Annotated in this window: 22 protein-coding genes; 13 read left to right on the top strand and 9 right to left on the bottom strand. The window is 64.1% G+C overall.

The window, feature by feature from the left end:
* Positions 1 to 9: 9 nt before the first annotated feature.
* Entirely contained in the window at positions 10 to 357 is a 348-nt protein-coding gene (gene tnpB / locus H3H39_RS11740; protein ID WP_182153565.1) for an IS66 family insertion sequence element accessory protein TnpB, read from the bottom strand.
* 153 nt (positions 358 to 510) lie between these two features.
* On the opposite strand from tnpB (H3H39_RS11740), the gene H3H39_RS11735 reads away from it, so the two are divergent.
* A complete protein-coding gene (locus H3H39_RS11735; RefSeq protein WP_182153567.1) occupies positions 511 to 1,542 on the top strand; it encodes a YfdX family protein in 1,032 nt (343 codons plus the stop codon).
* 237 nt (positions 1,543 to 1,779) lie between these two features.
* Here the strand turns inward: H3H39_RS11735 and H3H39_RS11730 are convergent, their stop codons facing one another.
* The 4 genes from H3H39_RS11730 to H3H39_RS11715 form a co-directional block, all read right to left on the bottom strand.
* A complete protein-coding gene (locus H3H39_RS11730) occupies positions 1,780 to 2,226 on the bottom strand; it encodes a carboxypeptidase-like regulatory domain-containing protein (RefSeq protein WP_182153566.1) in 447 nt (148 codons plus the stop codon).
* Positions 2,227 to 2,540: 314 nt separating this feature from the next.
* Positions 2,541 to 2,888 (bottom strand): IS66 family insertion sequence element accessory protein TnpB, encoded by a 348-nt coding sequence (gene tnpB / locus H3H39_RS11725; protein WP_182153565.1) that lies wholly within the window; start codon positions 2,886 to 2,888, stop codon positions 2,541 to 2,543.
* Positions 2,885 to 3,331 (bottom strand): IS66-like element accessory protein TnpA, encoded by a 447-nt coding sequence (gene tnpA / locus H3H39_RS11720; protein WP_311196900.1) that lies wholly within the window; start codon positions 3,329 to 3,331, stop codon positions 2,885 to 2,887. Before tnpA ends, tnpB (H3H39_RS11725) begins: the two co-directional genes overlap by 4 nt.
* 496 nt (positions 3,332 to 3,827) lie before the next feature.
* Positions 3,828 to 4,430 (bottom strand): O-methyltransferase, encoded by a 603-nt coding sequence (locus tag H3H39_RS11715; protein ID WP_182153564.1) that lies wholly within the window; start codon positions 4,428 to 4,430, stop codon positions 3,828 to 3,830.
* Between H3H39_RS11715 and H3H39_RS11710 the strand changes: the two genes are divergently transcribed.
* From H3H39_RS11710 to H3H39_RS11695, 4 genes are all read left to right on the top strand, one after another.
* The gene (locus tag H3H39_RS11710; protein WP_229217995.1) at positions 4,416 to 5,444 is read left to right on the top strand and encodes a LysR family transcriptional regulator; all 1,029 of its coding nucleotides are present in this window, start codon (positions 4,416 to 4,418) and stop codon (positions 5,442 to 5,444) included. The genes H3H39_RS11715 and H3H39_RS11710 overlap by 15 nt on opposite strands.
* Before the next feature lie 211 nt (positions 5,445 to 5,655).
* Complete coding sequence (locus H3H39_RS11705; protein WP_182153563.1) at positions 5,656 to 7,017, top strand: MBL fold metallo-hydrolase RNA specificity domain-containing protein; 1,362 nt, start codon at positions 5,656 to 5,658, stop codon at positions 7,015 to 7,017.
* Positions 7,014 to 8,525, top strand: coding sequence for a thymidine phosphorylase family protein (locus tag H3H39_RS11700; RefSeq protein WP_182153562.1), 1,512 nt, complete (start codon positions 7,014 to 7,016; stop codon positions 8,523 to 8,525). Before H3H39_RS11705 ends, H3H39_RS11700 begins: the two co-directional genes overlap by 4 nt.
* Positions 8,522 to 9,418, top strand: coding sequence for a ribose-phosphate diphosphokinase (locus H3H39_RS11695; protein ID WP_182153561.1), 897 nt, complete (start codon positions 8,522 to 8,524; stop codon positions 9,416 to 9,418). The genes H3H39_RS11700 and H3H39_RS11695 overlap by 4 nt, the downstream gene beginning before the upstream one ends.
* Positions 9,419 to 9,602: 184 nt before the next feature.
* On the opposite strand, the gene H3H39_RS11690 is transcribed toward H3H39_RS11695, so the two are convergent.
* The 3 genes from H3H39_RS11690 to mgtA form a co-directional block, all read right to left on the bottom strand.
* Entirely contained in the window at positions 9,603 to 10,442 is an 840-nt protein-coding gene (locus H3H39_RS11690) for a universal stress protein (RefSeq protein ID WP_182153560.1), read from the bottom strand.
* Positions 10,443 to 10,481: 39 nt separating this feature from the next.
* Complete coding sequence (locus H3H39_RS11685) at positions 10,482 to 10,979, bottom strand: hypothetical protein (protein WP_182153559.1); 498 nt, start codon at positions 10,977 to 10,979, stop codon at positions 10,482 to 10,484.
* Between the two features lie 127 nt (positions 10,980 to 11,106).
* Complete coding sequence (mgtA, locus tag H3H39_RS11680) at positions 11,107 to 13,746, bottom strand: magnesium-translocating P-type ATPase (protein WP_311196899.1); 2,640 nt, start codon at positions 13,744 to 13,746, stop codon at positions 11,107 to 11,109.
* Between the two features lie 195 nt (positions 13,747 to 13,941).
* Between mgtA and H3H39_RS27625 the strand changes: the two genes are divergently transcribed.
* The 7 genes from H3H39_RS27625 to H3H39_RS11645 all read left to right on the top strand — a co-directional run bounded on the left by H3H39_RS27625 (position 13,942) and on the right by H3H39_RS11645 (position 22,100).
* Positions 13,942 to 16,791, top strand: a complete 2,850-nt coding sequence (locus H3H39_RS27625; protein ID WP_220461522.1) for a patatin-like phospholipase family protein — start codon at positions 13,942 to 13,944, stop codon at positions 16,789 to 16,791.
* A gap of 157 nt (positions 16,792 to 16,948) precedes the next feature.
* A complete protein-coding gene (locus H3H39_RS11670) occupies positions 16,949 to 17,449 on the top strand; it encodes a hypothetical protein (RefSeq protein ID WP_182153558.1) in 501 nt (166 codons plus the stop codon).
* Between the two features lie 67 nt (positions 17,450 to 17,516).
* On the top strand, positions 17,517 to 18,650 hold the full coding sequence (locus H3H39_RS11665) for a cytochrome c oxidase subunit II (RefSeq protein WP_182153557.1): 1,134 nt from the start codon (positions 17,517 to 17,519) through the stop codon (positions 18,648 to 18,650).
* Positions 18,651 to 18,677: 27 nt separating this feature from the next.
* Positions 18,678 to 20,444, top strand: coding sequence for a cytochrome c oxidase subunit I (gene ctaD / locus H3H39_RS11660; RefSeq protein WP_182153556.1), 1,767 nt, complete (start codon positions 18,678 to 18,680; stop codon positions 20,442 to 20,444).
* Positions 20,441 to 21,067, top strand: coding sequence for a cytochrome c oxidase subunit 3 (locus tag H3H39_RS11655; RefSeq protein ID WP_182153555.1), 627 nt, complete (start codon positions 20,441 to 20,443; stop codon positions 21,065 to 21,067). The genes ctaD and H3H39_RS11655 overlap by 4 nt, the downstream gene beginning before the upstream one ends.
* A gap of 30 nt (positions 21,068 to 21,097) precedes the next feature.
* Entirely contained in the window at positions 21,098 to 21,778 is a 681-nt protein-coding gene (locus tag H3H39_RS11650; protein WP_182153554.1) for a heme-copper oxidase subunit III family protein, read from the top strand.
* Positions 21,779 to 21,785: 7 nt separating this feature from the next.
* On the top strand, positions 21,786 to 22,100 hold the full coding sequence (locus H3H39_RS11645; protein ID WP_182153553.1) for a cytochrome C oxidase subunit IV family protein: 315 nt from the start codon (positions 21,786 to 21,788) through the stop codon (positions 22,098 to 22,100).
* Here H3H39_RS11645 and H3H39_RS11640 read toward each other — a convergent pair.
* Positions 22,097 to 24,241: an ATP-dependent helicase gene (locus tag H3H39_RS11640; protein ID WP_311196898.1), complete on the bottom strand. Its 2,145-nt coding sequence runs from the start codon at positions 24,239 to 24,241 to the stop codon at positions 22,097 to 22,099. The two genes, H3H39_RS11645 and H3H39_RS11640, sit on opposite strands and share 4 nt — an antisense overlap.
* On the opposite strand from H3H39_RS11640, the gene H3H39_RS11635 reads away from it, so the two are divergent.
* Entirely contained in the window at positions 24,222 to 24,827 is a 606-nt protein-coding gene (locus H3H39_RS11635) for a PEP-CTERM sorting domain-containing protein (RefSeq protein ID WP_182153552.1), read from the top strand. The genes H3H39_RS11640 and H3H39_RS11635 overlap by 20 nt on opposite strands.
* Positions 24,828 to 24,931 lie beyond the last annotated feature (104 nt).

Below are 24,931 nucleotides of genomic sequence, written 5' to 3'. Positions count from 1 at the left end.
TTGTGACGTTTACAAGGCCGACGTCGGCTTCCAGGTGCGTTCTGGCCGTCGCCAGTCTATGCCTTCGAGCAGCATTGACAGCTGCGCCTGCGTCAGCGCCACCGAGCCGTTGGTCGCTTGCGGCCAGATGAAGCGCCCGCGCTCAAGCCGCTTGGCCAACAGACACAGGCCATCGCCGGTCCACCACAGTAACTTGATGAGGTCGCCGCGTCGCCCTCGGAACACAAACACGTGGCCGCTGAACGGATCTTCCTCCAACGCCGTCTGCACTTTTACAGCCAGGCCATTGAAGCCGGAGCGCATGTCGGTGATGCCAGCGGCGAGCCAGACACGGGTACCGGTGGGCAGGCCGATCATCGCAGCACCCGGTCCAACACCTGCGCCAATATGGCCGCATTGGGCTGCCCGTCGATCCGAATGCGAACCGTTGCTAAGAACTGCCGCACCTTGGTTCGGAGCTCGGCGCGCCGTTCGTAAAGATGGTCATGTAGGCAAGAACGCGGAACGGTAATGCAGAACCGCTGTCTTACCGTGTTGGCTGCACTGGCGCATGCTGACAAGCCATCAATGGAAGGCGCGGCGTTGTGTACGGAATGCGGCAGGGAAAACCAAGCAAATGGAGGCACTATGCAACAATCATTAAACCGCAATATTTCGTGTGCTGTTTTGTTTTCGATCGGGCTCATGCTTTCACCTTCCGGTGGCGCGATTGGCTCAGTGCAACCAAGGGCTGAGCCGCAAGGTCAAGCGAACCGGTCAGTCCAACCGGAAATCGACAAACGTACAGCCGAAATGTCGTTGGAGAAACAGGGACAACTGATCGCCGAGGCTCAATCGGCTGTGGCGGAAACGGAGCGGGCCTTGAGGGCATTGAATGAAAAGAAAAACAGCGAAGCGCTCGATGCGCTCGCGGTTGCGACCGGTAAGCTAGAGTTGATCTTGGCAAGAAATCCGAAGCTCGCCCTGGCGCCCGTGCGCACAGATGTGATCACCCATGATTTGTTTGCCAAGATTGACACGGTAAAGGCCGCCGTGAACGAAGCACGCGATTTGCTCGCCGACGGTGAAATTCAAAAGGCGCGCCAATTGATCGAGGGCCTCGGTAGCGAAATTGAATATCGGACGCTGAACATTCCGCTCGCGACCTATCCTGCCGCAATCAAGAGCATTACGCCGTTGATTGATGCGGGGAAAGTCGACGAGGCGAAAGCGGCACTGCAAACCATGCTCAACACTTTAGTCATTACGACCGAAGTGGTACCGCTTCCCAAACTCCGCGCGGAGGAGCAGATCAAGGCAGCCCAGGCACTCGCCGACAAAAAAGGGCGCACCAAGGAAGAGGACGATAAACTTGCACAGAGCATCCAAGGGGCCCGCGAGCAGATACGCATGGGGGAGACGCTCGGCTATGGTTCAAAGCAGGATTACAAACCGATGCATCAACAGATTGACGAGATCGAGAAGAGATCGGCGGGGGGCAAATCCAGGCTTGGCTGGGTCGACAAGATCAAACGACAGCTCGCTCAATGGACTGGCAGGTGACGATTTTGCCGCTGTATCGGATCGAGCAGATCGCGGCGCGCCAAGGCTTGTCGTTGGCGCGCTTCACGCTATCCTAGTGGATCGGGTGCATCGGCGCGGCTTGCGTCCGCTGATCGACCGCTTGGCCGAACTGCGCAGGGAACGAAGTTGCCTGCATGTGCCCCTACAGCCAGATCTACTTCATCCTTCCGTTCGCTATCGCTACACAACCTTAAGCGTCGATGGAAAGTGGGACCATCACGAAATGCCTCGATCGACGGTCGACGGCCACAGCAGCAATACCCGGTTCGGGTGTTGTGCACTGACGACGATACGCCTTTGCATAGTCTTGCCGGCCAGGCTGGCCTCGACCGTGTAGCTGCCTGGCTTCAGCTTGGCCAGCAGGAAGGGACCGTCGGAGGTCGTGTTGAGCACTTCACGCCCTTTGGCGTCGCGTACGCTAACAGCGACATCGGCGGCAAATTCCGAACGGTGTTTGTTCGCAACTGCAAACTCGAGCGTCAACGGCCAGCGCCGGCTTTCGGCCTGTAGCGCCGCAGCCTCGTCCTGGCCTATGCCCCCGCTCAGGTAGGCGACCTGACCCGTGTTTTGAACCGGCGGCAAGCTCACGCTGGCGGAGACGCTGCCGGCCGCGGCCAAGCCGAGCGCGCCTGCGATGGCGGCGCGATGCATGACTGACTTCATGGCAAACTCCTTTCATTGAGAAAGTGAAGGGAGCACCCGACAATTGCTACAGGCAATGCTGTGTTGACGTCTCCCTTCACGCCTGATTTAGACAAGTCGGTAGGGCACTCGGTTCCGGCTTCGGGCAAGCGACCTTGGACCGGCAGGCTCACTTCGTCGAGCGCCTTGAACTGGGCGGCTATCTCGCACGTGCCAGCGATCCTCCGCCCGGCAACAAGGTCATCTGGCGCGGCATGCGACGGCGTGTCGACATCCAAATCGGATATTGCCTGGAATGTGAAAATAGTGGGTAATCACAAGGAGCCTTGTAACGTTTACAAGGCCGACGTCGGCTTCCAGGTGCGTTCTGGCCGTCGCCAGTCTATGCCTTCGAGCAGCATTGACAGCTGCGCCTGCGTCAGCGCCACCGAGCCGTTGGTCGCTTGCGGCCAGATGAAGCGCCCGCGCTCAAGCCGCTTGGCCAACAGACACAGGCCATCGCCGGTCCACCACAGTAACTTGATGAGGTCGCCGCGTCGCCCTCGGAACACAAACACGTGGCCGCTGAACGGATCTTCCTCCAACGCCGTCTGCACTTTTACAGCCAGGCCATTGAAGCCGGAGCGCATGTCGGTAATGCCAGCGGCGAGCCAGACACGGGTACCGGTGGGCAGGCCGATCATCGCAGCACCCGGTCCAACACCTGCGCCAATATGGCCACATTGGGCTGCCCGTCGATCCGAACGCGAACCTCGCCCAACTCAAGCACGATAATGCCGCCGGCATCGGAGTTGGAATTACTCGGTGCAGGCGCAGTTGGCGCCAGCATCACCGGCAACAGGCCATCGTCTCGCATCAGTGCAGGTACGCCAAGGCGTCCTTGTCGATACAGCCGGCGCCAGCTGAAGACCTGGTTGGCATTGACGCCGTGCTCACGCGCTATGCGCGCGACCGAGGCGCCAGGCTCCAGAGACAACGCCACCAGGGCGCGCTTGAACTCCAACGAATGCTGGCGATAGTGGCCACGTTCATTCGTGGAAATGACCGGTTGAAAATTTGTGTCCATATTCGAAAATTGTGGGCACCAATGCTGTGCCAAAATTTGATCATGGATGACGCTGGTCACGCAGTCCAGACGGCGCTGGAAAGACGCTTACCTATCAACCACATCCACCAAGTTTATGCTTCCAAGGGGTTTGAAACTTGGTCAATCCAATGAGCAAGTTCGAAAAATCCTGGGCCCACCCACCGCCATTAGTTCTAGGACTCTTTGTACCAGATCGGTGGTGAAGCCATCAGCGACGTATTCTTTAACTTTGAAGACAATAAGTTGGCTGAAGTGAGCTGGAATTACGGTTGGGCTGACTAGCTTTTTCGCTGATCGCGTCAATGTCCGCAACGGGGCGGAAGCAGACTGAGCAAAATTCTAGCCAATCTTCCAGGTGTTGGGTCATTGCGTCAGGTCGAGCAATGTGCCAAGATTGCGTCCAAAAATGCTGACTCGTTACCCAGCCTGACCTCGCACCTGACCCAGCCGACACGCCGACCCAGTCCAATTCGATCTGGAACACTGCGACGTTCATGAGGGGGCAGGTGTTCTTCTCGAATAAGCCCGGACAACACTAGCATGACAAGAGACTACCCGTCCTTAAGGTTGCCAGAAACTCTCCGTTGCCGACCGGCACCGTGCAGCAGTTGAAATCAGCATCGGCGGACACCAGTACGACGAACGGCGCCATTTCGGCGGCATGGGATGTGGCATTGTCGGCCACAAGCAACCCACCGGGGCGCAGAATCCGCTTCACGTCGGACAACCAGGTGGGGTATTCGGACCGTTCCGAATCCAGGAAAACCAAGTCAAAGCTTGAGTCCGGCGTGGCTTGCAGAAATTCCCCAGCCTCTCTGTGCGCCAGGGTGATTGCGTGCGAAAGCCCAGACCGGTCGAAATTCTTCGCAGCCATTTGCAGCTTGAAGTCTGATAACTCGACGGTAGTGACGTGGCCTCCCACTGCGAGGGCAGCCTGGGCGAGCCACAAGGTGGAATAACCGTTTGACGTGCCGATTTCGAGCACGCGCCGGGCGTTTGTGGCACGGACCAGCACCGAAAGAAACTCGCCGGTGTCGCGGGTGATATTCAGCATACGGCGGGGGCGCTCCATCACGGTGGCGTCGTTGTAAGCGCTGAATTGTTCCAGTTCGCGCAGCAATACATGTATGTCGGTCATGGCGGATTCCACAGCATCGTCTTGGGGATTTCATTTTGTCGAGTCCTGGCGTATAACACAAATGCTGAATTTCCCCGTTATCCATCTCGTTTTGATATGCCAAATTTCAAGCAAATCCATTACTTCCTGACCGTCGCGGACCTTGGCAGCTACACGCAAGCTGCCGCCGCACTATTCATCGCCCAGTCCGCGTTGAGCCGGCAAATCTCCCAACTGGAAGAAGAGCTGGACTTTGTGCTGTTCGACCGGGAACCAAGAGGTGTGCGGTTAACCCCCGCTGGGGCGGTCTATCGGGAACGGGTCATGACAATTCCGCAGACACTGGCCGCCGCAGCCGAGGAGGGGCTCGAAGTGTCGCGCGGGGAGGCTGGCGTGCTGCGCCTGCTTCACTCCAGCACGATTCCAGCGGCGAGCCTGATGCCGGTTCTCAATCGATTCATGGCCACCTCGCCAAAGGCGCGAATCGACCTGGACCGTGCCTCATCCGAGCTCCAGGTGTCCCTGGTCGCCAATGGCAGCGCTGACGTTGGCGTTATTCGGCTTCCGGTATTGCGCCGGGACCCGCGGGTCCGTTTTGTCGATCTCGCGACTGAGCGTTTGTGGGTGGCCGTGCCGAATGCGCACCCGCTGGCGAAGCGGGACAGCATATCCATCGCCAGCCTGGAGCACGAGCAGTTCGTGTCGGCGGTCTACCGGGAGCGAGGTGGATTGGCACGGGTCGTGACCGACTTGTGCCTGAAGAGAGGGTTTGTGCCCGGCGCGGCCCAGATCGTCTCGCCCAAGGCATCCATGCTGGATCTGGTGGCGGCAAACAAAGGGATTGCGATCGTCCCGCAACGGATGGCGGTCCTCGGAGGCCGGGGCATCGTCTACGTGCCTTTGCTAGACGATGATGCAATATCAACCTGCGCCCTCGTGGTGCCGCAACTGCCCACGTTGTTGGTGAAGAAGTTTGCCGACATCCTGATTCAGGATGCCCAATCGGCATTTACCGAATCGCTTGCAAACCATTAAAACTTGCCGTAAAAATGGCTGCCGATTGTGCTCGCTGCAGAGCTGGCGAACTTCGGCCGTCCCAGCTTGAAATTTTTTGCTGTTTTTAGAGTGTTGATTGAGAAATATCAAGAACTTGATCCAGCGCAAGGTTTTGACGTGTAAATCCGCTCATATTGCTTTGCATGGCCGCGTACGCCGGCCAGTACCTGCAATAAGAAAGAAGGCGAAGATGAAACTGACATTCCTCGGAGCGACCGGCACCGTGACCGGCTCCAAATACCTGCTGCAATCGGGCGCCAAGCGCATCCTGGTCGACTGCGGCCTGTTCCAGGGCTATAAGCAGCTGCGGTTGCGCAACTGGGAGGAATTCCCCATAACGGCGTATGAGATCGACGCCATCGTGCTGACCCACGCCCACCTGGACCACAGCGGCTATCTGCCGCTGCTGGTCAAGAACGGCTTCCGCGGCAAGATCTACTGCAGCGAAGCGACGCTGGACCTGTGCCGCATCCTGCTGCCCGACAGCGGCCATCTGCTCGAAGAAGAGGCGATGCACGCCAACCGCCACGGCTACAGCGGCCACGCGCCCGCGCTGCCCCTGTATTCGGAAGCGGACGCCGTGCGCGCGCTCGACTTCTTTGAACCGATGCCGTTCGACCAGGCGTTCGAGGTGGTGCCCGGCTTGTCGGCGCGATTCACGCTGGCCGGCCATATCCTGGGCGCGGCCATCGTCACGCTGCGCTCGGCCACCACCAGCATCACGTTCTCCGGTGACCTGGGACGGATGCACGACCCTATCATGGTCGCCCCCGGCATCGTCGAGGAGTCCGACTATCTGGTGGTGGAGTCGACCTACGGCGACCGGACGCATGATCCGGCCGATCCGGCCATCCTGCTGGGCCAGACCATCCGCGAAACGGCGGCCCGTGGCGGCGTGACCATCATTCCCTCGTTCGCCGTGGGCCGCGCGCAATCGCTGCTGTACGAGATTTATAAGCTGAAGCAGAAGGGCGAGATTCCCGACGTGCTGCCCGTGTACCTGAACAGCCCCATGGCCACCGACGCCACGGCGCTGTACATGCGCTACCGCCACCAGCACCGCTTGAACAAGCACGACACGGAAGCCATGTGCCACGCGGCCAAGATCGTCAACAGCGTGGAGGAATCGATCGCGCTGAATCAGCGCCAGGTGCCGATGGTGATCATCGCCGCCAGCGGCATGGCCACGGGCGGGCGCGTGCTGCACCACCTGAAGGCGTTCGCGCCCGACTCGCGCAACACCATCCTGTTCGCCGGCTTCCAGGCTGGCGGCACGCGCGGCGCTGCCATGCTGGACGGCGTCCCGGCCATCAAGATCCACGGCGAATACGTGCCGCTCAACGCCCAGGTGCGCCAGATCGACAACTTGTCGGCCCACGCGGATGGCAACGAGATCGTGTCCTGGCTGCGCCACTTCCGCAAGGCGCCCAAGCGCACCTTCGTCACCCACGGCGAACCGCCGGCGGCCGACGCGCTGCGCCGCCGCATCAAGGAGGAGCTGCACTGGGATTGCCGGGTGCCCGAGTACCGTGACCAGGTGGAGTTGTCATGAGCCGCGCCCACGAAGCATTGCAACTGCACCGGCTGGGCATCGACACTTACCAGGAACCGGTGGTGTACCTGCGCAGCGATTGCCCGATCTGCCGCTCGGAAGGCTTTGAGGCCCAGTCGCGGCTGGAGGTCTGGCGCGGCGATCGCCACATCGTGGCCACCCTCAACGTGGTGCACGGTAATTTGATCGAGCGTTGCCAACTGGGCTTGTCCGAGGCGGCCTGGCGCGCGCTGGGCGGCGCCAATGGCGACGCGGTGCGGGTCAAGCACGCGCCGCCGTTGCTGTCGTTTTCGTCCGTGCGGGCCAAGATCTACGGCCGCCCCATCGGCGCCGAGGCGGCCGGCAGCATCGTGCAGGACATCGTCGAGGGCAAATACTCCGACATCGAGATGGCGGCCCTGATCACGGCCTGCTCCGGCAACCGCATGGACGTGGCCGAGACCATCGCGCTGACCCGTTCCATGATCAGCGTGGGCCAGCGCCTGCACTGGGACAGCGAGATCGTGGTGGACAAGCATTGCGTGGGCGGCTTGCCCGGCAATCGCACGACCCTGATCGTGGTGCCCATCGTGGCCGCCTGCGGCCTGACCATCCCGAAAACGTCTTCCCGAGCGATCACTTCGCCGGCCGGCACGGCCGATACCATGGAGACATTGGCGCCGGTGGGGCTGGACCTGGCCAAGATGCGCGCCGTGGTGCAACAGGAGGGCGGCTGCATCGCCTGGGGCGGCGCCGTCTCGCTCAGTCCCGCCGACGATCTGCTGATCCGGGTCGAGCGCCCGCTGGGGCTCGACAGCGATGGCTTGCTGGTGGCCTCGGTGCTGTCGAAGAAGATCGCGGCCGGTTCCACCCATGTGGTGATTGACATTCCCGTTGGCCGTACTGCCAAGGTGCGTTCGGCCGCCGCCGCCGACGCGCTGGCCCAGCGGCTGGTGGCCGTGGGGCAGGCGCTGGGTATCGCCGTCAGCACGGTGCTGACGGACGGTTCGCAGCCGGTGGGGCGCGGTATCGGCCCGGCGCTGGAAGCGTGGGATGTGCTGGCCGTGCTGCGCAACGAAGCGGGCGCGCCGGACGACCTGCGCCAGCGCGCCTTGCTGCTGGCTGGGCGCCTGCTTGAGCTGGGCGGCAAGGCTGCGCCGGGGCAGGGCATGGCGCTGGCCGCATCGGTACTGGCCAGCGGCGCGGCATACAAGAAGCTGGAAGCCATTTGCGCGGCCCAGGGCGGCATGCGCGAACCACCGCGCGCGGCCTACACCCACGAGCTGGTGGCGCTGCACCAGGGCGAGGTGGTGGCCATCGACAATCGCAGTCTGGCGCGACTGGCCAAGCTGGCCGGCGCGCCGGTGGCGCCAGCGGCGGGTCTGGTGATGCATACGGCGCTGGGCAGCCGGGTGGCCGTCGGCCAGCCGCTGTTGACGCTGCACGCGGAGTCGCCCGGCGAACTGGCTTATGCCCTGGCCTATGCGGAGTCGCAGGAAAACCTGTTCACCATCGAGGAGCCGCAATGAGCCCCATGTTATTGGCGCTGCCGGGCGCGCAGGCGTTCGCGGCGCGGCTGGCGGCCTGCCTGCCGTACGAGACGGGCGAGCTGGAAATCCACCGCTTCCCGGATGGCGAATCGTGCCCCGCTTTTCCGGCCGGCGTGTCGGGCCGCGACGTGCTGCTGGTGGCGGCGCTGGACCGGCCGGACGAGAAGTTCATGGCGCTTTACCTGGCTGCCGGCGTCGCCCGCGAATTGGGTGCGCGCAGCGTGGGCCTGGTCGTGCCTTACCTGCCTTACATGCGGCAGGATGCCGTGTTCGCGCCGGGGCAGGGTATCACGGCGCGCCATTTCGCGCGGCTGGTGTCGGGCTGCTGCGATTACATGGTGACGGTGGACCCGCACTTGCACCGCTTCCACAGCCTGGACCAGATCTATACCATCCCCACGGAAGTGGTGCCGGCCGCGCCGGCCATCGCCGCGTGGATCGCGGTCAATGTGCCGCAGCCAGTGGTGGTGGGGCCGGACGAGGAAAGCGGCCAGTGGGTGGCGCAGGTGGCCGCGCTGGCCGGTTGTCCGTCCACGGTGCTGAGCAAGGTGCGCAGCGGCGACCGCGCGGTGGAAGTGTCGGCGCCGGCGGCGCAGTTGCTGGCCGGCCGTACACCTGTGCTGGTGGATGATATCGTGTCCACCGCCCGCACCATGATCGCGGCCAGTGGCCAGTTGCAGCAGGCCGGTGGCATGGCGCCCGTGTATGTGGGCGTGCATGCGCTGTTCGCGGACGATGCCTATGCCGCGCTGCAGGCGGCGGGGCCGGGCCGTATCGTCACCTGCAATACGGTAGCCCATGTCAGCAACGCCATCGATGTGGCGCCGGGGCTGGCGGCAGCGGCGGTCCGTCTGTTGGCTGCGCGCGGCTGACGCGGCGGCCGCCTAAGAAGTCGTTTCAAAATGGCCGTGGCTAGGCGTGGAGCCGAAGACAGTGGGAACGGCACTGCCGTTCCGCACGGCAAGGCGCCACAACGACGCCATGGGCTTTTCGAAATGACTTCTAAGGGGCAGACCGTTGGGTCTGGCCCTGGTTTGGATCCCGCGACTAAGTTGCCTAGTGCGCCATCAGCACCGGCAGCGTCATTTCGGCCAGAATGGTCTTGGTGACGCCGCCCAGCACCACTTCGCGCACGCGCGAGTGGCCGTAGCCGCCCATCACCAGCAGGTCCACATTGATGTCGGCCGCCAGCGACAGCAGGGCGTTGCCGATATCGAGCTCGGTCGCCTGTTGCAGCACTTCGACCGTGATGCCGTGGCGGGCCAGGTACAGCGCCATGTCCGCGCCCGGTTGTGCGCCGTGGGTGTTGAACTCGGCGTAGGGGTTGAATACGGCCAGCGTCACCTTGACGGCGCGCCGCAGCAGGGGAAGGGCGCAGGCGATGGCACGCGTCGCTTCGGCGCTGCCGTCCCAGGCCAGCAGGATGTGCTCGCCCAGCTTGTCGAACTTGCCCGCGTATGGCACCACCAGCACAGGGCGGGCGCAATGCAGCATCACGTATTGGGGCAGGTCGCCGGCGATGTTGGGCGTCGGTTCGTCGGGATCGGTCTGGCCCACGATCACCAGGTCGGCGTAGCGCGCCTGCAGCGTCAGGCCGCTTTCGGATTCATCGTCGATGCGGCGGTGTTCGAACGACTTCACGCCCAGCTGGCTCACTTGCGCCTCGAACTGGGCCAGCGCGGCGTCGGCGCGTTCGTTCAGGAAGCTCAGGTCGGCCGGCGCCACGGCCGCTTCTGGCGCCATCGAGGCGCATTGGTAGATGAACTGCGACAGGCCCGTCATGGCCGCGCCCACCAGGTGGGCATCCTCACGGTTGGCCAGTTGGGCGGCCAGTGCCACCCGGCTCGCCAGATGTTTCGATTTTTCGACGTGTACCAGTATCGTCTTGTACGACATATATTTCCCCTTGAGGTGATCGTTGTGTGGCCGTGGCGCTTACTTGGCCGCCGGCGCCTGGTCCATGCGGTCCATCATCATCTGCATCATGTGCTGCATCATGTCCATGCGTTGCTCCATGTCGCGGCCCGGACCCGGGCGCGCGCCCATCATGCCCGGCCCGCCTTGGGGGCCGTGGTGTGGTCCACTTTGCGCGCCACCTTGCGGCCCGCCTTGGGGAGCGCCCTGGCCGCAACCCTGCGGACCACCCTGGGGACCACCCATCATGCCGCAACCGCCCATATGGTTCATCATCGCCATGCTGTCCTGCATCAGCTTCATGTGCTCGTTCATCATTCCGCGCCGCTGCTCGGGCGTGGCGCGCATCATCTTCTCGTGCATGTCGCGCATGGCCTTGATCTGGGCATCCACATTGGGTGCCGGCTGGGCCTGTTGAGGAGCGGCCTTGGCCGGTGGCGCCGAAGCGGGCGGGGCGGCATTGGCGGCGCCGGCCAGCAGCAAGGACAGGGCGAGCGGGAGAACGTGAATATTTTTCATGATGACTCCTGTTGGGTGGAAGGGAGCGCGTGGCGCGCTCGACAAGATTGATGGTAGTGACATGGCTCCCAAAAATGATTGATCCAAATCAAAATCGGCCGGGTTCGTGCTGGACATCGGAATTCTGCTATCGCATGCCGAACCGGCGGCTGAGCCAGCTCTTGATGGTCTGGGTCAGCCCCAGGTAGCCCACCAGGATCAGGGGCAGCAGCATCCAGTAACGGCCCGGCATGGGCACGAAGCCCAGCGCGGGGCCCAGCGGCGAGGATGGCAGCCACAGGCCCAGCAGGCAGATGCCGGCAGTGGTCATCAGCAGCGGCAGGCTGGGGCGGCTTTGCAGGAAGGGAATCCGGGCCGTGCGCAGCACATGCACCACCAGCGTTTGCGACAGCAGCGATTCCAGGAACCAGCCGGTCTGGAACAGGGCCGGCGCGCCGGCCGCACCGCAAACGTACCACAGCACGGCGAAAGTCACGTAGTCGAACAGGGAGCTGATGGGGCCCAGGCTCAGCATGGCACGCCCGATGTTGGCGATATCCCAGCGGCGCGGCCGTTTCAGGTATTCCGCGTCCACGTGGTCGCTGGCCAGCGTCGTTTGCGACACGTCGTACAGCAGGTTGTTGAACAGGATCTGCACCGGCGCCATCGGCAGGAAGGGCAGCAGCACGCTGGCGCCCAGCACACTGAGCATGTTGCCGAAGTTGGAGCTGGCGCTCATGCGGATGTATTTACTGATGTTGCCGAACACCTTGCGGCCTTCCACCACGCCGTCCTTCAGCGCCAGCAGGTTCTTTTGCAGCAGGATGATGTCGGCCGATTCCTTGGCAATATCGACCGCGCTATCCACCGAGATGCCGACGTCCGCCGTCTTCAGGGCGGCACCGTCGTTGATGCCGTCGCCCATGTAACCGATCACGTGGCCGCGTGCCTGCAGGGCGCGGATCACGCGCGCCTTCTGCTGCGGATTGAGCTTGACGAACAGCGATGCGTGCTCGGCCTGGGCGGCCAGGGTGGCGTCGTCCAGGGCATCGATGTCGGCGCCGTGCAGCACCACCTGGACCGGCAGGCCCACGTGGCGGCACACGTTGCGGGTCACGGCCTCGTTGTCGCCGGTGAGCACCTTGACGGCCACGCCATAGTGCTTGAGGGCGCGGATGGCGTCGGCCGCGCTATCCTTGGGCGGGTCGAGGAAGGCGATGTAGCCCACCAGCGTCAGGCCGGCCTCGGCGCTGTTGTCGAACGCCTGCTCGTCAGGGGCCAGCTCGCGGCATGCCACGGCGATCACGCGGAAGCCGTCCTCGTTCAAGTCCTGCACCACGCGGCCCAGCGCGGCGCCATGGTGTTCCTGCAGCGAGACCAGGGCGCCCTGGCGTTCGGCCTGGGTGCATACGCCCAAGACTTCCTCCACCGCGCCCTTGCAGATCAGCACGCGGCTGCCGTCGGCGCGCTGCACGATCACGGACATGCGGCGCCGCTCGAAATCGAAGGGCAGCTCATCGACCTTGTGGAACGCCGTGTCGGCCTGCAAGTGCTCGTGCACGTCCACGTACTTGAGCACGGCCACGTCCAGCAGGTTCTTCAGGCCGGTCTGGTAGAAGCTGTTGAGGTAGGCGTATTCCGTCACGCGGGACGAATCGACGCCGTCGATGTCCACGTGTTTTTCCAGGATCACGCGGTCCTGGGTCAGCGTGCCGGTCTTGTCGGTGCACAGCACGTCCATCGCGCCCACGTTCTGGATCGCGTTCAGGCGCTTGACGATCACCTGTTTGTCCGACATGGCCAGCGCGCCCTTGGCCAGGTTGATGGTGACGATCATGGGCAGCATTTCCGGCGCCAGGCCCACGGCCACGGCCACCGCGAACAGCAGCGCCTGCAGCCAGTCGCCCTTGCTGTAGCCGTTGATCAAGAACACCAGCGGCACCATCACCAGCATCACCCGGATCATCAGCCACACGAACTTGTTGACGCCCAGGTCGAAGCTGGTCAGTTCGCGCGCGCCGGCCAGGTCGTCGGCGATCTGGCCGAAGCAGGTACGCCCGCCGGTGGCGATCACCAGCGCCGTGGCGCTTCCGCTGAGCACAGTGCACCCCATGAACGCGACGTTGCCCAGTTCCAGCGGCGGCACATCGGCCGGTACGGCTTGCGCCAGTTTTTCCACCGGCATGGACTCGCCCGTCAGCGCGGCCTGGCTCACGAACAGGTCGCGGCTGGACAGGATGCGGACGTCGGCCGGCACGATGGCGCCCACGGACAGCCGCACCACATCGCCGGGCACGATATGTTCCAAGGGCAGATCCACGGCTTGGCTGGCGTCGCCATCGCCGCTATTGTTGCCATCGTTGCGCATGACGCTGACGGTGGTGCGCACCATGGCGCGCAACTTCTCGGCCGCCAGATCGGAGCGGTGCTCCTGCACGAAGGCCAGCAGCGATGACAGCACCACCATGCCGGCAATCACGATGGCGCCCCATGCTTCCCCGGTGGCGAAATTAATGACGGCCAGCCCCAGCAACAGCAGCGACAAGGGACTGGCCAGCAGCTTGAGAAAACGGACGACGATGCCGCGCCGGGCGGTGTGCGCCACCACGTTGGGGCCGATTTGCTGCAGCCGCGCGGCCGCTTCCTGCGATGTCAAACCGGCGGCGCGGCTTTGCAGGCGGGCCAGCGCGGCGTCCACATTGTCGGCGGCCACGGCCAATAACACGGCGCTGGCGGTGGCATCGGCGGCCACGGCGGGCTGGTTGGTGGGCGTGGCGGACTGGGACACGATAGCTGGCTTTCCTTGCGGTAGTGAAAAGATACCGATACACGGTAACGCAGAATAGCAATCTCAACGTTATATTTATTTGATCTGTGTCAAATACGGCAAGTTTGCACCTGCGTGAGCCGCGCTACGCCAACACCCCAGTCCGCTCGACGTGGTATCGCTATCGCTTATTGCCAGCCGGGGAGGGTGGTTCAGATGGCGGACCAGTTACAGGCGATACAGGCGACTCAGGCCGATGCGCAGGCAGGCGTGCCGCCGCTCGATTTCGACGCCGTCAAGGCGCTCGAGCATGGCGCGTTGGGGCTGGGGACGGCGGCCGCCGCGAGCGCCGCTCAGGGCGTGGGCCTGGCCTTGTCCGGCGGCGGCATCCGCAGCGCCACGTTCGGCCTGGGCGTGTTGCAGGCGCTGGCCGCGCGCCAGGCCTTGGACCAGTTCGACTATCTGTCCACCGTGTCGGGCGGCGGCTATATCGGCGCCTGGCTGAGCGCCTGGATCCACCGGGCGGGACTGGAGCAGGTGCAGGCGGCGCTGGGACGGGCTGGCGGCGGGCCGGGTGCCGCGCCGCACACGCTTGAGCCGGAACAGGTGAGCTGGCTGCGGCGCTACAGCAACTATCTCACCCCCAGGGTCGGCCTGTTCTCGGTCGATTCCCTCACCCTGATCACGATCTGGACCCGCAACGTGACGCTGAGCCTGATCATCGTGCTGGCCTTTTTCGCCGTGCTGTTGTTGCTGCCCCGGCTGGCGCTGCTGTATGTGACGGGCTTGATCGATACGCCGCCCGTGGCGCTGGGCTACCTGGCCGGGTTGATGGGGGCGGGCGTGCTCCCGGCCGTGCTGGTGGCCAATATGGTCGAACTGGAGCGGCCTACCGGCGTGGCCCGGTTCCGGCTGGCCACCACCCCGGCCGTGTTGTGGACCGTGCTGCCGCCGGGTGTGCTGGCCGCGCTCAGCGGCAGTTTCTGGCTGTTCGGGCCGGATCCGCAGGACGGAGCCGCCAACCGCGCCATCGCCCTGTGGTCGGCCGCCTTGCTGTTGCTGGTGGGACTGGGCTGGCTGCTGTGCAAGCTGTACCACGCGCTGCGCTACGCCCACGCGCCCGTGCGCGCCGCGAGTGTGCGCGCCGCGCTGCTGGAATCGGCCGTGTTCCTGCCGTCCGGCGCGGCCGGCATCGCTGCCGGGATGGCCGTGCTGGCCGTGGTGCACGCCCGCCTGGGCTGGGAGACGGGCACGGCCCACGCGGCCGCCGTGCTGACCTTTGGTCCGGCCCTGTTCATGCTCGTCTTCGGCGCCGGCGGTTCCATCTTCGTCGGCCTGGTGGGGCGCAATTACTTCGAGCGTTCGCGCGAGTGGTGGAGCCGGATGAATGCCTGGTTCCTCATCGTCGGCGCGGCATGGCTGACCCTGCACGGCTGCGCGTTCTACCTGCCGGCGCTCACGCAATGGGCCTACGCCAACGCCGGCCCATGGCTGCGCGGGGCGGTGGGCGCCGGCTGGCTGGCCAGCGTGATCGGCCTGCTGCTGGCGCCGCGCCAGGGCAATGGCGATCCGCGCCGCCATCCGCGCCTGTTGACGGTGGCCAAGCTGGCGGCGGCCTTGTTCCTGCTGGGCTTTGTGGCCGCGGCGGCCAGCCTCACGGATAGCCTGCTGGTGAGCGCGGGCCGCTTGACGCGCACGGCCGTCGAGCCGCCAGCCGGGATGGCCGTGCTGGACTGGCATCTGCCCGGGGCGGGTGCAGGACTCAGTGCGCGCATCGATGTGGCCGGCGTCATGCCGGGGCTGGGCGCCCACGTGGCGGCCAGGATGGCGGATCTGCATGGCTTGCTGCAGGTCCAGGCTGGCCCGCTGCCGTTCCTGTGGCTGGCCTTCGCCGGCGTGGCGGCCGTGTTGCTGGTGTTTGGGCTGCGGGTCGATGTCAACAAGTTCTCGCTGCACAATATGTACAAGACGCGGTTGATCCGCTGCTATCTGGGCGCCAGCAACCCCCATCGGCGCGCCCAGCCGTTCACGGGCTTCGACGATGGCGACGATGTGGCGCTGTCCAGCCTGGCCGACGGCGGGACGGTGCAGCGGCCCATGCACATCATCAATACGACGCTCAATCTGTCGCAGGGCAAAAATCTGGCATGGCAGGAGCGCAAGGCCGCATCGTTCACGCTGACGGCCCTGTATTCGGGCTTCGCGCTGGGCCAGACGCAGGGCGTGTCGTCCGAGCAGCACGCGAAGACCAGGCTGGTGCGGCCGGAGCAAGCGCTGGCTGGCGACGACGAGGTGCTGGCCGGTTATCGTCCCACCCGATTGTATGCGGCCAGCAATGGCGAGACGCGGGCATTCACGCTGGGCATGGCGGCGGCCACTTCCGGCGCGGCGGCCAGCCCCAACATGGGCGCCGCCACCAGTCCGGCGCTGGCTTTCCTGATGACGCTGCTGAACGTGCGCATCGGGCGCTGGAGTCCTAACCCGGCCCGCAAGTCGTGGCGGCGGGCCAGCCCCGGCTTCGGGCTGCTGTGCCTGTTACAGGAACTGTTTGGCTATTCCAACGACGAATCCACGTTCGTCTACCTGTCCGACGGCGGCCATTTCGACAACACGGGCATCTACGAACTGGTGCGCCGGCGCTGCCGCCTGATCCTGCTGGTGGACGCCAGCGAGGATGGTCAGCGCGGCTTTGACGACCTGGGGCGGGCGATCCGCCAGTGCCGCATCGATTTCGGCGTGGAGATCCGCATCGACCTGGGCGCCTTGCGTTCCTGCGCGCCGGATTTGCCCGCGGCCGGCCATGCCAGGGGCGAGATCCTGTACGGGTCCGGCGCCGCCGAGGGTGAACTGCTCTACATCAAACCGACGCTGTGCGCGGCCCGGCGCGAGCCGGTGGACGTGCTGAACTACAGCAGCAACCATCCCAGCTTTCCGCACCAGTCGCCGGCCGACCAGTTCTTCGATGAGAGCCAGTTCGAAAGCTACCGTCAACTGGGTTTGCATCTCGCGGGCGCCTGCCTGGACCAGCATGGGCACCTGCTGTCGAATGCCAGCCGGCACCGCTAGCGCCACACAAAAGTTGCCGCGCGACACAGTCGTTGGTCGAATTTGCATGTCTGGCAATTTGATCTAGACTAGGATTATGACGTCGGTGCAAAGGGCGGTGTGGTGTGACTGCCGCCGCTGCCGCCGCTGTCAGCGTTGCTGGAGTGAGGAGATGGCCATGGAACTGCATATGCACTCGCACCGCTGGGAAGCGCGCCTGCCCGACTGGGCGGCGGCCACGGCGGCGGGCTTTGGCGCCGGCGGTATCCTGATGCTGCTGGAAATCGTGTCGGCCGCCATCATGGGGCGCGATCCCTGGCTGATGTCGCACCTGATCGCGGCCATGGCGCTGGGCTGGCACGCACTGGAAACGAGCGGCTATAGCCTGGGCATCGTTACCTGGGCGCTGGTGATCCACTATGTGCTGGGGATGGCGTTCGGGGTGATGCTGGCGGCCATTGTGGCGCCATTCCACTTCGATTCCAGCACCGGGATGGCCTTGCTGGCCGGCGCCGTGTTCGGCCTGCTGTTGTATGTGCTTGATTTTTATGGCATGTCGGGCGCGTTCACCTGGTTCCGCGAACTGCGGGGCTGGTCGACCGCCATCGGCCATATCGTGTTCGGCATGTCGGCGGCCTATATTTACTTGAAGCTGGAGCGGCCTGTCCAGGCTCGCTAGCGTTGCGGCGGGCGCCGCCGGGTGGCGGCGCGCCGGGTCGTATTCATCGAGCCACCGGGATAGCGATATGGCGCTCCCATGGGTACTGATATTGATCGTGGCGGGCGCCGTGGCTTTTCATCTGGCCAGCCCGTGGTGGCAAACGCCTGTCGCGTCCAACTGGCAACAGATGGACGATGCGCTCATACTGACGCTGCTGATCACGGCGGTCGCGTTTGTGGCCATCAACCTGTTCCTGGCCTATGTGGTGTGGCGCTTCCGTCACCGGGATGGGGTGCGGGCCGCCGCCGAGCACGGCAGCAAGGCGCTCGAAGCATGGCTGGTGGGATTGACGACGGTGGCCATCATCGCCTTGTTGGCGCCGGGACTGTCCGTGTATGCCAAGCTGATCCATCCTCCGGCAGATGCCATGGTATTCGAAGTGTTGGGCCAGCAATGGCAGTGGCATTACCGCCTGCCGGGCAAAGATGGCAAGCTGGGGTTGACGGACGTGCGCTACATGAGTGCCGCCAATCCCTTCGGTATCAACCCGGACGATCCGAACGGGCAGGATGATGTCCTCGTCGATGGCCAGGAAATCCACATTCCCCTCAACCGGCCGGTGAAGGTGATGTTGCGCTCGCAGGATGTGTTGCATGACTTTTTCGTGCCCCAGTTCCGCACCCGCATGAACATGGTGCCGGGCATGGTGACGTCGTTCTGGTTCACGCCGATGAAGCCGGGAAGATTCGAAGTGATGTGCGCGCAGTTGTGTGGCATCGGCCACTACAACATGCGCAGCTACGTGGTGGTGGAGCCTGCCGACGCCTATGCCAGGTGGCTGGCCACCCAGCCGCTATTTGCGGCGCGCGCGGCGGCGCCTGTGCCGGCTGGGAGCGTGTCGGCCCTGGTGGCCGGCGTCGATCCCGGCCACCAGGGGCGCTTGCTGGCGCAGGCCCGTGGCTGCGTGGCCTGCCACAGCGCCGACGGCAGTGCCGGGGTGGGGCCGAGCTGGAAAGGCTTGTACGGCAGGCTGGAAACCATGGATGACGGCAAGACCGTGAAGGCGGACGAGGCCTATCTGAAACAGTCGATCACGGACCCCAGGGCACGCCTCGTGAAAGGCTATCCGCCCGTGATGCCACAGCAGCAGTTCAGTGGGGCGGACCTGGATGCCTTGCTGGCATACATCAAGTCGCTGGGCGGCCCGGCCCCGCAATAAGCGCCGATGTGGATCGAGGAGGACGGTATGGCCTACGGCAGCGAACATGGTCCCCACAGTTTCTGGACCCGTTATGTGTGGAGCCAGGATCACAAGGTGATCGCCGTGCAGTACACCATCACCGCCATCGTCGTTGGGCTGGTGGGGCTGGTGTTGTCGGACCTGATGCGGCTGCAGCTGGGCTTTCCGGGCCGCTTCGCCTTCATCGATGCGCCGCGCTATTACCAGTTCATCACCATGCACGGCATGATCATGGTGATCTACCTGCTCACGGCCTTGTTCCTGGGCGGCTTTGGCAACTACCTGATCCCGTTGATGCTGGGCGCGCGCGACATGGTGTTCCCGTTCCTCAACATGCTCAGCTACTGGGTCTATTTGCTGGCCGTGCTGATCCTGCTGGGCAGCTTCTTCGTGCCGGGCGGCCCCACGGGCGCGGGCTGGACCTTGTATCCGCCGCAGGCCATCCTGCCCGGCACGCCGGGCGTGGAGTGGGGCATCGTCGTGATGCTGATTTCATTGCTGGTGTTCATCGTGGCCGCCACCATGGGCGGGCTGAACTACGTGACCACGGTGCTGCAAGCGCGCACCCAGGGCATGACGCTGATGCGCATGCCGCTGACCGTATGGGGCATCTTCGTGGCCACCATCCTGGCACTGCTGGCGTTTCCGGCCCTGTTCGTGTCGGGCGTGATGATGTTGCTCGATAAGACGCTGGGCACCAGCTTCTTCATGCCCGCCATCGTCTCCATGGGGCAGCACCTGACGCACCAGGGCGGCAGTCCTTTGCTGTTCCAGCACCTGTTCTGGTTCTTTGGCCACCCGGAAGTCTATATCGTGGCGCTGCCCGCGTTCGGCATCATCTCCGACCTGATCAGCGTGCATGCGCGCAAGTGTATCTTCGGCTACCGTATGATGGTGTGGGCCATCGTCGCCATTGGTGGCCTGAGCTTCGTGGTCTGGGCCCACCACATGTACGTAAGCGGCATGCATCCGTATTTCGGTTTCTTCTTCGCCACCACCACCCTGATCATCGCCGTGCCGACGGCGCTCAAGGTCTACAACTGGACGCTGACCTTGTGGAAGGGCGACATCCACCTGACCGTGCCCATGCTGTTCGCCATCGGCTTCATCAGCACCTTCCTCATCGGCGGTTTGACCGGACTGTTCCTGGGCAATGTGAGCGTCGACATTCCTCTGTCGAACACCTATTTCGTCGTGGCCCATTTCCACATGGTGATGGGGGTATCGCCGGTGCTGGCCGTCTTCGGCGGCATTTACCACTGGTATCCCAAGGTCAGCGGACGGATGTTCAACGAGGCGCTGGCGCGGCTGCATTTCTGGGTCACCTTCATCGGCACCTATCTGATCTTTTTTCCCATGCACTATCTGGGCATCCTCGGCATGCCGCGTCGCTACTATGCGTACGAGAACTATGCCTTTATTCCGCCCTCGGCCCAGTCGCTGAACACCTTCATCACGGTGGTGGCGCTGGTGGTGGGGGTGCTGCAATTGTTGTTCGTGTTTAACCTGGCCTGGAGCGCCTTCCGTGGCAAGGTGGCCGATGGCAATCCGTGGCGCGCGGCCAGCCTGGAATGGCAGACGCCGCAAACGCCGCCCGGCCACGGTAACTGGGGGGCCGCGCTGCCGGTCGTCTATCGCGGCCCCTACGACTACGGCCGCCAGGAGGGGGAAAGCGACTATATGGCCCAGGATTGCGGGCCGGAAGAGCCGGAACCGGCTGAAGGTGGCGCCTTGTCCGCAACCATACCGCCGCAGGGAGAGGTGCCGACATGACGACCATTCCTTCCTTGTCGCCTGAGGCGGTGCTCTGGCCGGGGCCGGACCGGCAAGCCGTGCGCCGGGTCGGCTTGTGGGTGTTGATCGGCGTGGTGTCCATGCTGTTCTTGCTGTTTGGCGCCGCCTACGTGATGCGCATGGCCGTGTCCGACTGGCGCCCGCTGCCGGTCGTGCCATGGCAGCTGTGGTGCAGTACGGAGCTGCTGTTGGCCGCCAGCATAGCGTGGCAATTGGCGTCGCGCGCCGCGTCGCGCGGCAAGCCGGCGCAGGCGAGACTGGCCGGTGCGCTGGCCTGCGGCGCTTCCGTGCTGTTCCTGGGCGCCCAGTTGTGGGCCTGGCACGCCATGAGTGGACTGGGTCTGACCGTGGCCGCCAATCCGGCCAACAGTTTCTTCTACCTCATCACGGGTCTGCATGGCATGCACGTGCTGGGTGGGCTGTTCGCGGCCGTGCTGGCGGGCCGGCCACTGCTGCGAGGTGGCGGCGCACTGCGGACCAGCGGCGCTATCGAATTGTGCGCCCGCTACTGGCATTTCCTGCTGCTCCTGTGGCTGGCCATGTTCGCCATGCTGTTCCTGGTGACGCCGGCCGTGGTGCAAGCGATCTGCGGCAGCCCTTAGCGCTGGACAGAACAATCAAGGAGGTGAGCCATGAACCAAGTGACACAGGCGGACAGTCCCACCGGATCGGGCTGGCGCAGCATGGTCACTGACTGGTCCGGCGACAAGGTGGCGTTTCATGTGCCATGGGGCAAGGCGATGATGTGGATCTTCCTGCTCAGTGACACCTTCATTTTCGGCACCTTCCTGACCGGCTACATGTCGGTACGCATCGCGGCCCCCGCCGCCTGGCCCAATCCCAGCGCCGTGTTCGCGCTGACCATCGGCCACACCACCTTCCCGCTGTTGCTGATCGCCATCATGACGTTCATCCTCATCAGCAGCAGTGGCACCATGGCCATGGCCGTCAATTACGCCTACCGGCGCGACCGCGCCCGCTGCGCCGCGCTGATGCTGCTGACGGCGGCCTTCGGCGCCAGCTTCGTCGGCATGCAGGCGTTCGAATGGACCGAGCTGATCGGGGAGGGCGTGCGGCCTTGGGGCAATCCCATGGGCGCGGCCCAGTTCGGCGCCTGCTTCTTCATGATCACGGGCTTCCACGGCCTGCATGTGTCGGCCGGGGTGGTTTACCTGTGCACCATCGCCCGGCGCGTGTGGCGCGGACGCTATGACCGCAGCGGCAACTACGACGTGGTGGAGATCGCCGGCCTGTACTGGCACTTCGTCGACCTGGTGTGGGTCTTCATCTTCGCGCTGTTTTACCTGTGGTAGGACCATCATGGACACACCCACTCACCAGCAACATCCGATTGGCCTGTACCTGAAGGTGTGGTTGCTGCTGTTCGTGCTCAGCACGCTTTCTTACCTGGTCGACGTGTTCCACTTCACAGGCTATTTACGCTGGACGCTGATCCTGGGCTTGATGATGGCCAAAGCGGGCCTGATCGTGGCCGTGTTCATGCACCTGCGCTGGGAGCGGTTGGCGCTGATCTGCGCCATCCTGCTGCCGCCGCTGTGCCTGTTGGTGCTGAGCGGCATGATGATGGTGGAGTCGGACTACACCTTGCTGACGCGGCTGGTCAACTTCCGTTAGCGCTTGAGCCAGCGCGCGAACGGTTGCAAGTCCCGTCCCGGCGGTACGAACCAGGCGCGCCGCGTCAAGTCGTACTCCGCGCCCAGCGCCTTGACCTGCTCCTTCTCGTGGAAGGTGGCCGTCAGGTAGTGGCGGGTGGGAGCGGCGGCCGGCGGCGCCTGGTTGCGCAGCACGGCCGCATCGGCGGCGGCCGCGCCGCTGGCCAGTTTCATCTGCGCGATGAAGGGACTGCGCCGTTCCGCGTCCTCGGGTGACAGCAAGGTCAGCCGGGATTTGGCGCGGGTCGCGGCCACATAGAACAGGTTTTCCTCCTCGCCCCGTTCGCACAGCGGCTGGGGAAACTCGCCCGTCTCCAGGAATGGCAGGATGACGTGGGCAAATTCCTTGCCCTTGGCGTTGGCCACACATTCGATCAGCACGAACTCGCGCTCGCGCTTGCGGCTGGCGAACGCTTCGCTGGCGTTGAGCGTGCGCCAGAAATCACCGAGTGTCTGGCCGGACTGAACCGCCGCGTCCACCAGGCCGGCCACGGAGCGGGCCACGACGCTGGCGTCGTACGGGCGCACGAAGATGCGCCTGGCGGCCGCTTCCAGTCCCATGCGCTCGCACACGGCGCGCAGCACCTCGGCGGCGTTGGCGTCCGGCCCCACGCTGTGCAGGTAGGCGATTGTGTCCGTCACCAGCCGCTGGGCCGACTGTTGCTGGTCGCGGTCGATGTAGGCGCTGAAGAAGTGCTCCAGGATTTGCGGGTCCTTGCCGATCGCATACTTGGCCTGTTCCATTTTCTGAGGCGACAGCTCCACCTCGGCGAAGATGGCCAGCGCTTCCACGATGGCGGTGCGCACTTCGTAGGACTTGACGGCGGCCAGGTCCTTGAGCGCGATCGCCAACATGCCGCGCAAGAACAGGATTTCGTCGCGCTGCAGGTAGCCGGCCATGTCCGGCGTGCGGTAGCCGATGCCGGCCTGCATCAGCGCGTTCTCGATGGTGATCGACTGGTGGCGGTCGCGGATCAGTACGGCGCAACCGTCCAGCGGCAGGCCATCCCGTTTCCATTGGCCGATGGCGGCCACCACCTTGGCTGCGCAATCGCCGCCACCATCCCCGTAGTGGGCCTGGCGGATTTCCGTGTGCAGCGGCAGGCGCGAATCGACGGGCTTGTGCTTGAATTCGGCCATGGCATAGGCCAGGTGGGGGCCGTGCCGGTAGCTGTAGGTGAGCGGATAGCGCACCAGTTGCGGATAGGCTTGCTTGAAGCGGCGGTTCAGGAAAGCCTCGCTGGCGCCCACTTTGGCGTGGATGACCTGATCCTTGTCGCCCGCGCCCACGAAGAAGCACTGCGGCTGGGCGATCAGGGCATTGAGGATGCGGAACGCCGCTTCGTTAAGGTCGTGCAACTCGTCGCATACCACCACCCGGTAGCTGGGCAGGTCGTCGGCCGCCACGCCGCCCGTGCCCAGCGCGCACGCCAGGTCGTAGGTGGCGTCGAACGGACCGCGAAACTGCGCCCCTTCGCCACTGCCCAGGCGCAGCCGTTCATATTCGGTGGTGACCAGGTAATCGGTGACGGGCACGTTGAGCAATGTGGCCGCTTCCTCCACGTCCATGAACTCCACGTCGGCGTCCAGCGCCATGGTGGCCTTGAGGTTGAGCTGCATATCGAGGAACTGGCAAAGCGCGATATTGTGGGTGCGCAAATCCAGGCCATCGACGCTGCCGGCGTAGCGCTCACCCGTGCGCGCGATCGCTTCCAGCGCGTAGGGTTTCAGTTGCCGCACGTGCGGACAGGCTTTGACCTCATCCACGTCGCCCAGGGCCAGCAGTTGACCGGCGAAATCTTCGAACGTCATGACGGCGATGCGGGCCGCCGTCGCATGGGGAATGCCCACGTCGCGCAGGCGCTGGCGCATCACGTCGCGCGCCTCGGGCGTGAAGGTGAGCGCCAGGATCTGTTCCGGCGCCAGTTTGCGCGCCAACGCTTCGCCGATGCGGATGGCCAGGGTGGTGGTCTTGGCGGCGCCGGCATTGGCGTCGATCAGGACTACCTTGTTCTGGGCCAGCTGGATCGCCGTTTGCTCGGGTGTGGGCAACAGCCCTTGCGGTGTATAGCGGGGAGAGTTGGTGTCATTCATCGCGCCCATTATAGCGGTCCTGGGATTGCTTTCCGGGGCGCGCAGGCGGCGAGACTTTCATGTTTGCAAGATTATTGTTGATGCACGATGTGCGATCAGCCAACATTGTTGTAATTCTATGTTATACTTTCGCCAAGTATTTATTTGTCTATATTTTCTTAAGCCAATCACTTCGCGTGAAATGCGTTACCCAATACTTGTTGTGAAGCCAATGAAACACTCGACACCCAGCAAAATCGCCGCAGTCAGCTTATTGCTGACCGGCATGTTCGGCAGCACGTCCGCCTTCGCCGCAGCCACCACGCTGGACTTGCGCGGTGGCCACGCCCAGGTTGCTCAACACCTGGTGTATGACGACCAGACTCCCGCCAGCCGGGGTAATAGCTTGGGCAGCGCCGGCGCGTTCGCGCCACCTGAGGATGACCAAGACGGCACGGCCTCTCAGCCGATGGCTGACCATGGCGGTAATAACGCGAGTGCCTTAAGTGCGGATATCTCGCCCGTGCCCGAACCGGATGCGTATGCGATGGTGGCGGTGGGGCTGGGACTGATTTGCTTCCGCCGCCGCCCCAAGGTAAATCCTAAGCTCGGCTGAAGAGTTCGGTTGAAAGGTTCGGCTGAGAAGCACGGCGGAAAAGCACGGCTGAAACCACGGCTGACAAGCTCGGCCGGCCAGCGGGACTGACGGCTCGCGCCTCG

It is taken from the genome of Rugamonas apoptosis (assembly GCF_014042355.1).
Lineage (GTDB): Bacteria > Pseudomonadota > Gammaproteobacteria > Burkholderiales > Burkholderiaceae_D > Rugamonas > Rugamonas apoptosis.
Note: the sequence above shows the minus strand (reverse complement) of the source record. Positions and strands in the feature narration are given on the sequence as shown.

What these genes read in the sequence shown, in the direction of transcription:
- tnpB (WP_182153565.1), bottom strand. Translation starts at nt 357, where the DNA reads ATGATCGGCCTGCCCACCGGTACCCGTGTCTGGCTCGCCGCTGGCATC.
- H3H39_RS11735 (WP_182153567.1), top strand. Translation starts at nt 511, where the DNA reads ATGCAGAACCGCTGTCTTACCGTGTTGGCTGCACTGGCGCATGCTGAC.
- H3H39_RS11730 (WP_182153566.1), bottom strand. Translation starts at nt 2,226, where the DNA reads ATGAAGTCAGTCATGCATCGCGCCGCCATCGCAGGCGCGCTCGGCTTG.
- tnpB (WP_182153565.1), bottom strand. Translation starts at nt 2,888, where the DNA reads ATGATCGGCCTGCCCACCGGTACCCGTGTCTGGCTCGCCGCTGGCATT.
- H3H39_RS11710 (WP_229217995.1), top strand. Translation starts at nt 4,416, where the DNA reads ATGTATGTCGGTCATGGCGGATTCCACAGCATCGTCTTGGGGATTTCA.
- H3H39_RS11715 (WP_182153564.1), bottom strand. Translation starts at nt 4,430, where the DNA reads ATGACCGACATACATGTATTGCTGCGCGAACTGGAACAATTCAGCGCT.
- H3H39_RS11705 (WP_182153563.1), top strand. Translation starts at nt 5,656, where the DNA reads ATGAAACTGACATTCCTCGGAGCGACCGGCACCGTGACCGGCTCCAAA.
- H3H39_RS11700 (WP_182153562.1), top strand. Translation starts at nt 7,014, where the DNA reads ATGAGCCGCGCCCACGAAGCATTGCAACTGCACCGGCTGGGCATCGAC.
- H3H39_RS11695 (WP_182153561.1), top strand. Translation starts at nt 8,522, where the DNA reads ATGAGCCCCATGTTATTGGCGCTGCCGGGCGCGCAGGCGTTCGCGGCG.
- H3H39_RS11690 (WP_182153560.1), bottom strand. Translation starts at nt 10,442, where the DNA reads ATGTCGTACAAGACGATACTGGTACACGTCGAAAAATCGAAACATCTG.
- H3H39_RS11685 (WP_182153559.1), bottom strand. Translation starts at nt 10,979, where the DNA reads ATGAAAAATATTCACGTTCTCCCGCTCGCCCTGTCCTTGCTGCTGGCC.
- H3H39_RS27625 (WP_220461522.1), top strand. Translation starts at nt 13,942, where the DNA reads ATGGCGGACCAGTTACAGGCGATACAGGCGACTCAGGCCGATGCGCAG.
- H3H39_RS11670 (WP_182153558.1), top strand. Translation starts at nt 16,949, where the DNA reads ATGGAACTGCATATGCACTCGCACCGCTGGGAAGCGCGCCTGCCCGAC.
- H3H39_RS11665 (WP_182153557.1), top strand. Translation starts at nt 17,517, where the DNA reads ATGGCGCTCCCATGGGTACTGATATTGATCGTGGCGGGCGCCGTGGCT.
- ctaD (WP_182153556.1), top strand. Translation starts at nt 18,678, where the DNA reads ATGGCCTACGGCAGCGAACATGGTCCCCACAGTTTCTGGACCCGTTAT.
- H3H39_RS11655 (WP_182153555.1), top strand. Translation starts at nt 20,441, where the DNA reads ATGACGACCATTCCTTCCTTGTCGCCTGAGGCGGTGCTCTGGCCGGGG.
- H3H39_RS11650 (WP_182153554.1), top strand. Translation starts at nt 21,098, where the DNA reads ATGAACCAAGTGACACAGGCGGACAGTCCCACCGGATCGGGCTGGCGC.
- H3H39_RS11645 (WP_182153553.1), top strand. Translation starts at nt 21,786, where the DNA reads ATGGACACACCCACTCACCAGCAACATCCGATTGGCCTGTACCTGAAG.
- H3H39_RS11640 (WP_311196898.1), bottom strand. Translation starts at nt 24,241, where the DNA reads ATGGGCGCGATGAATGACACCAACTCTCCCCGCTATACACCGCAAGGG.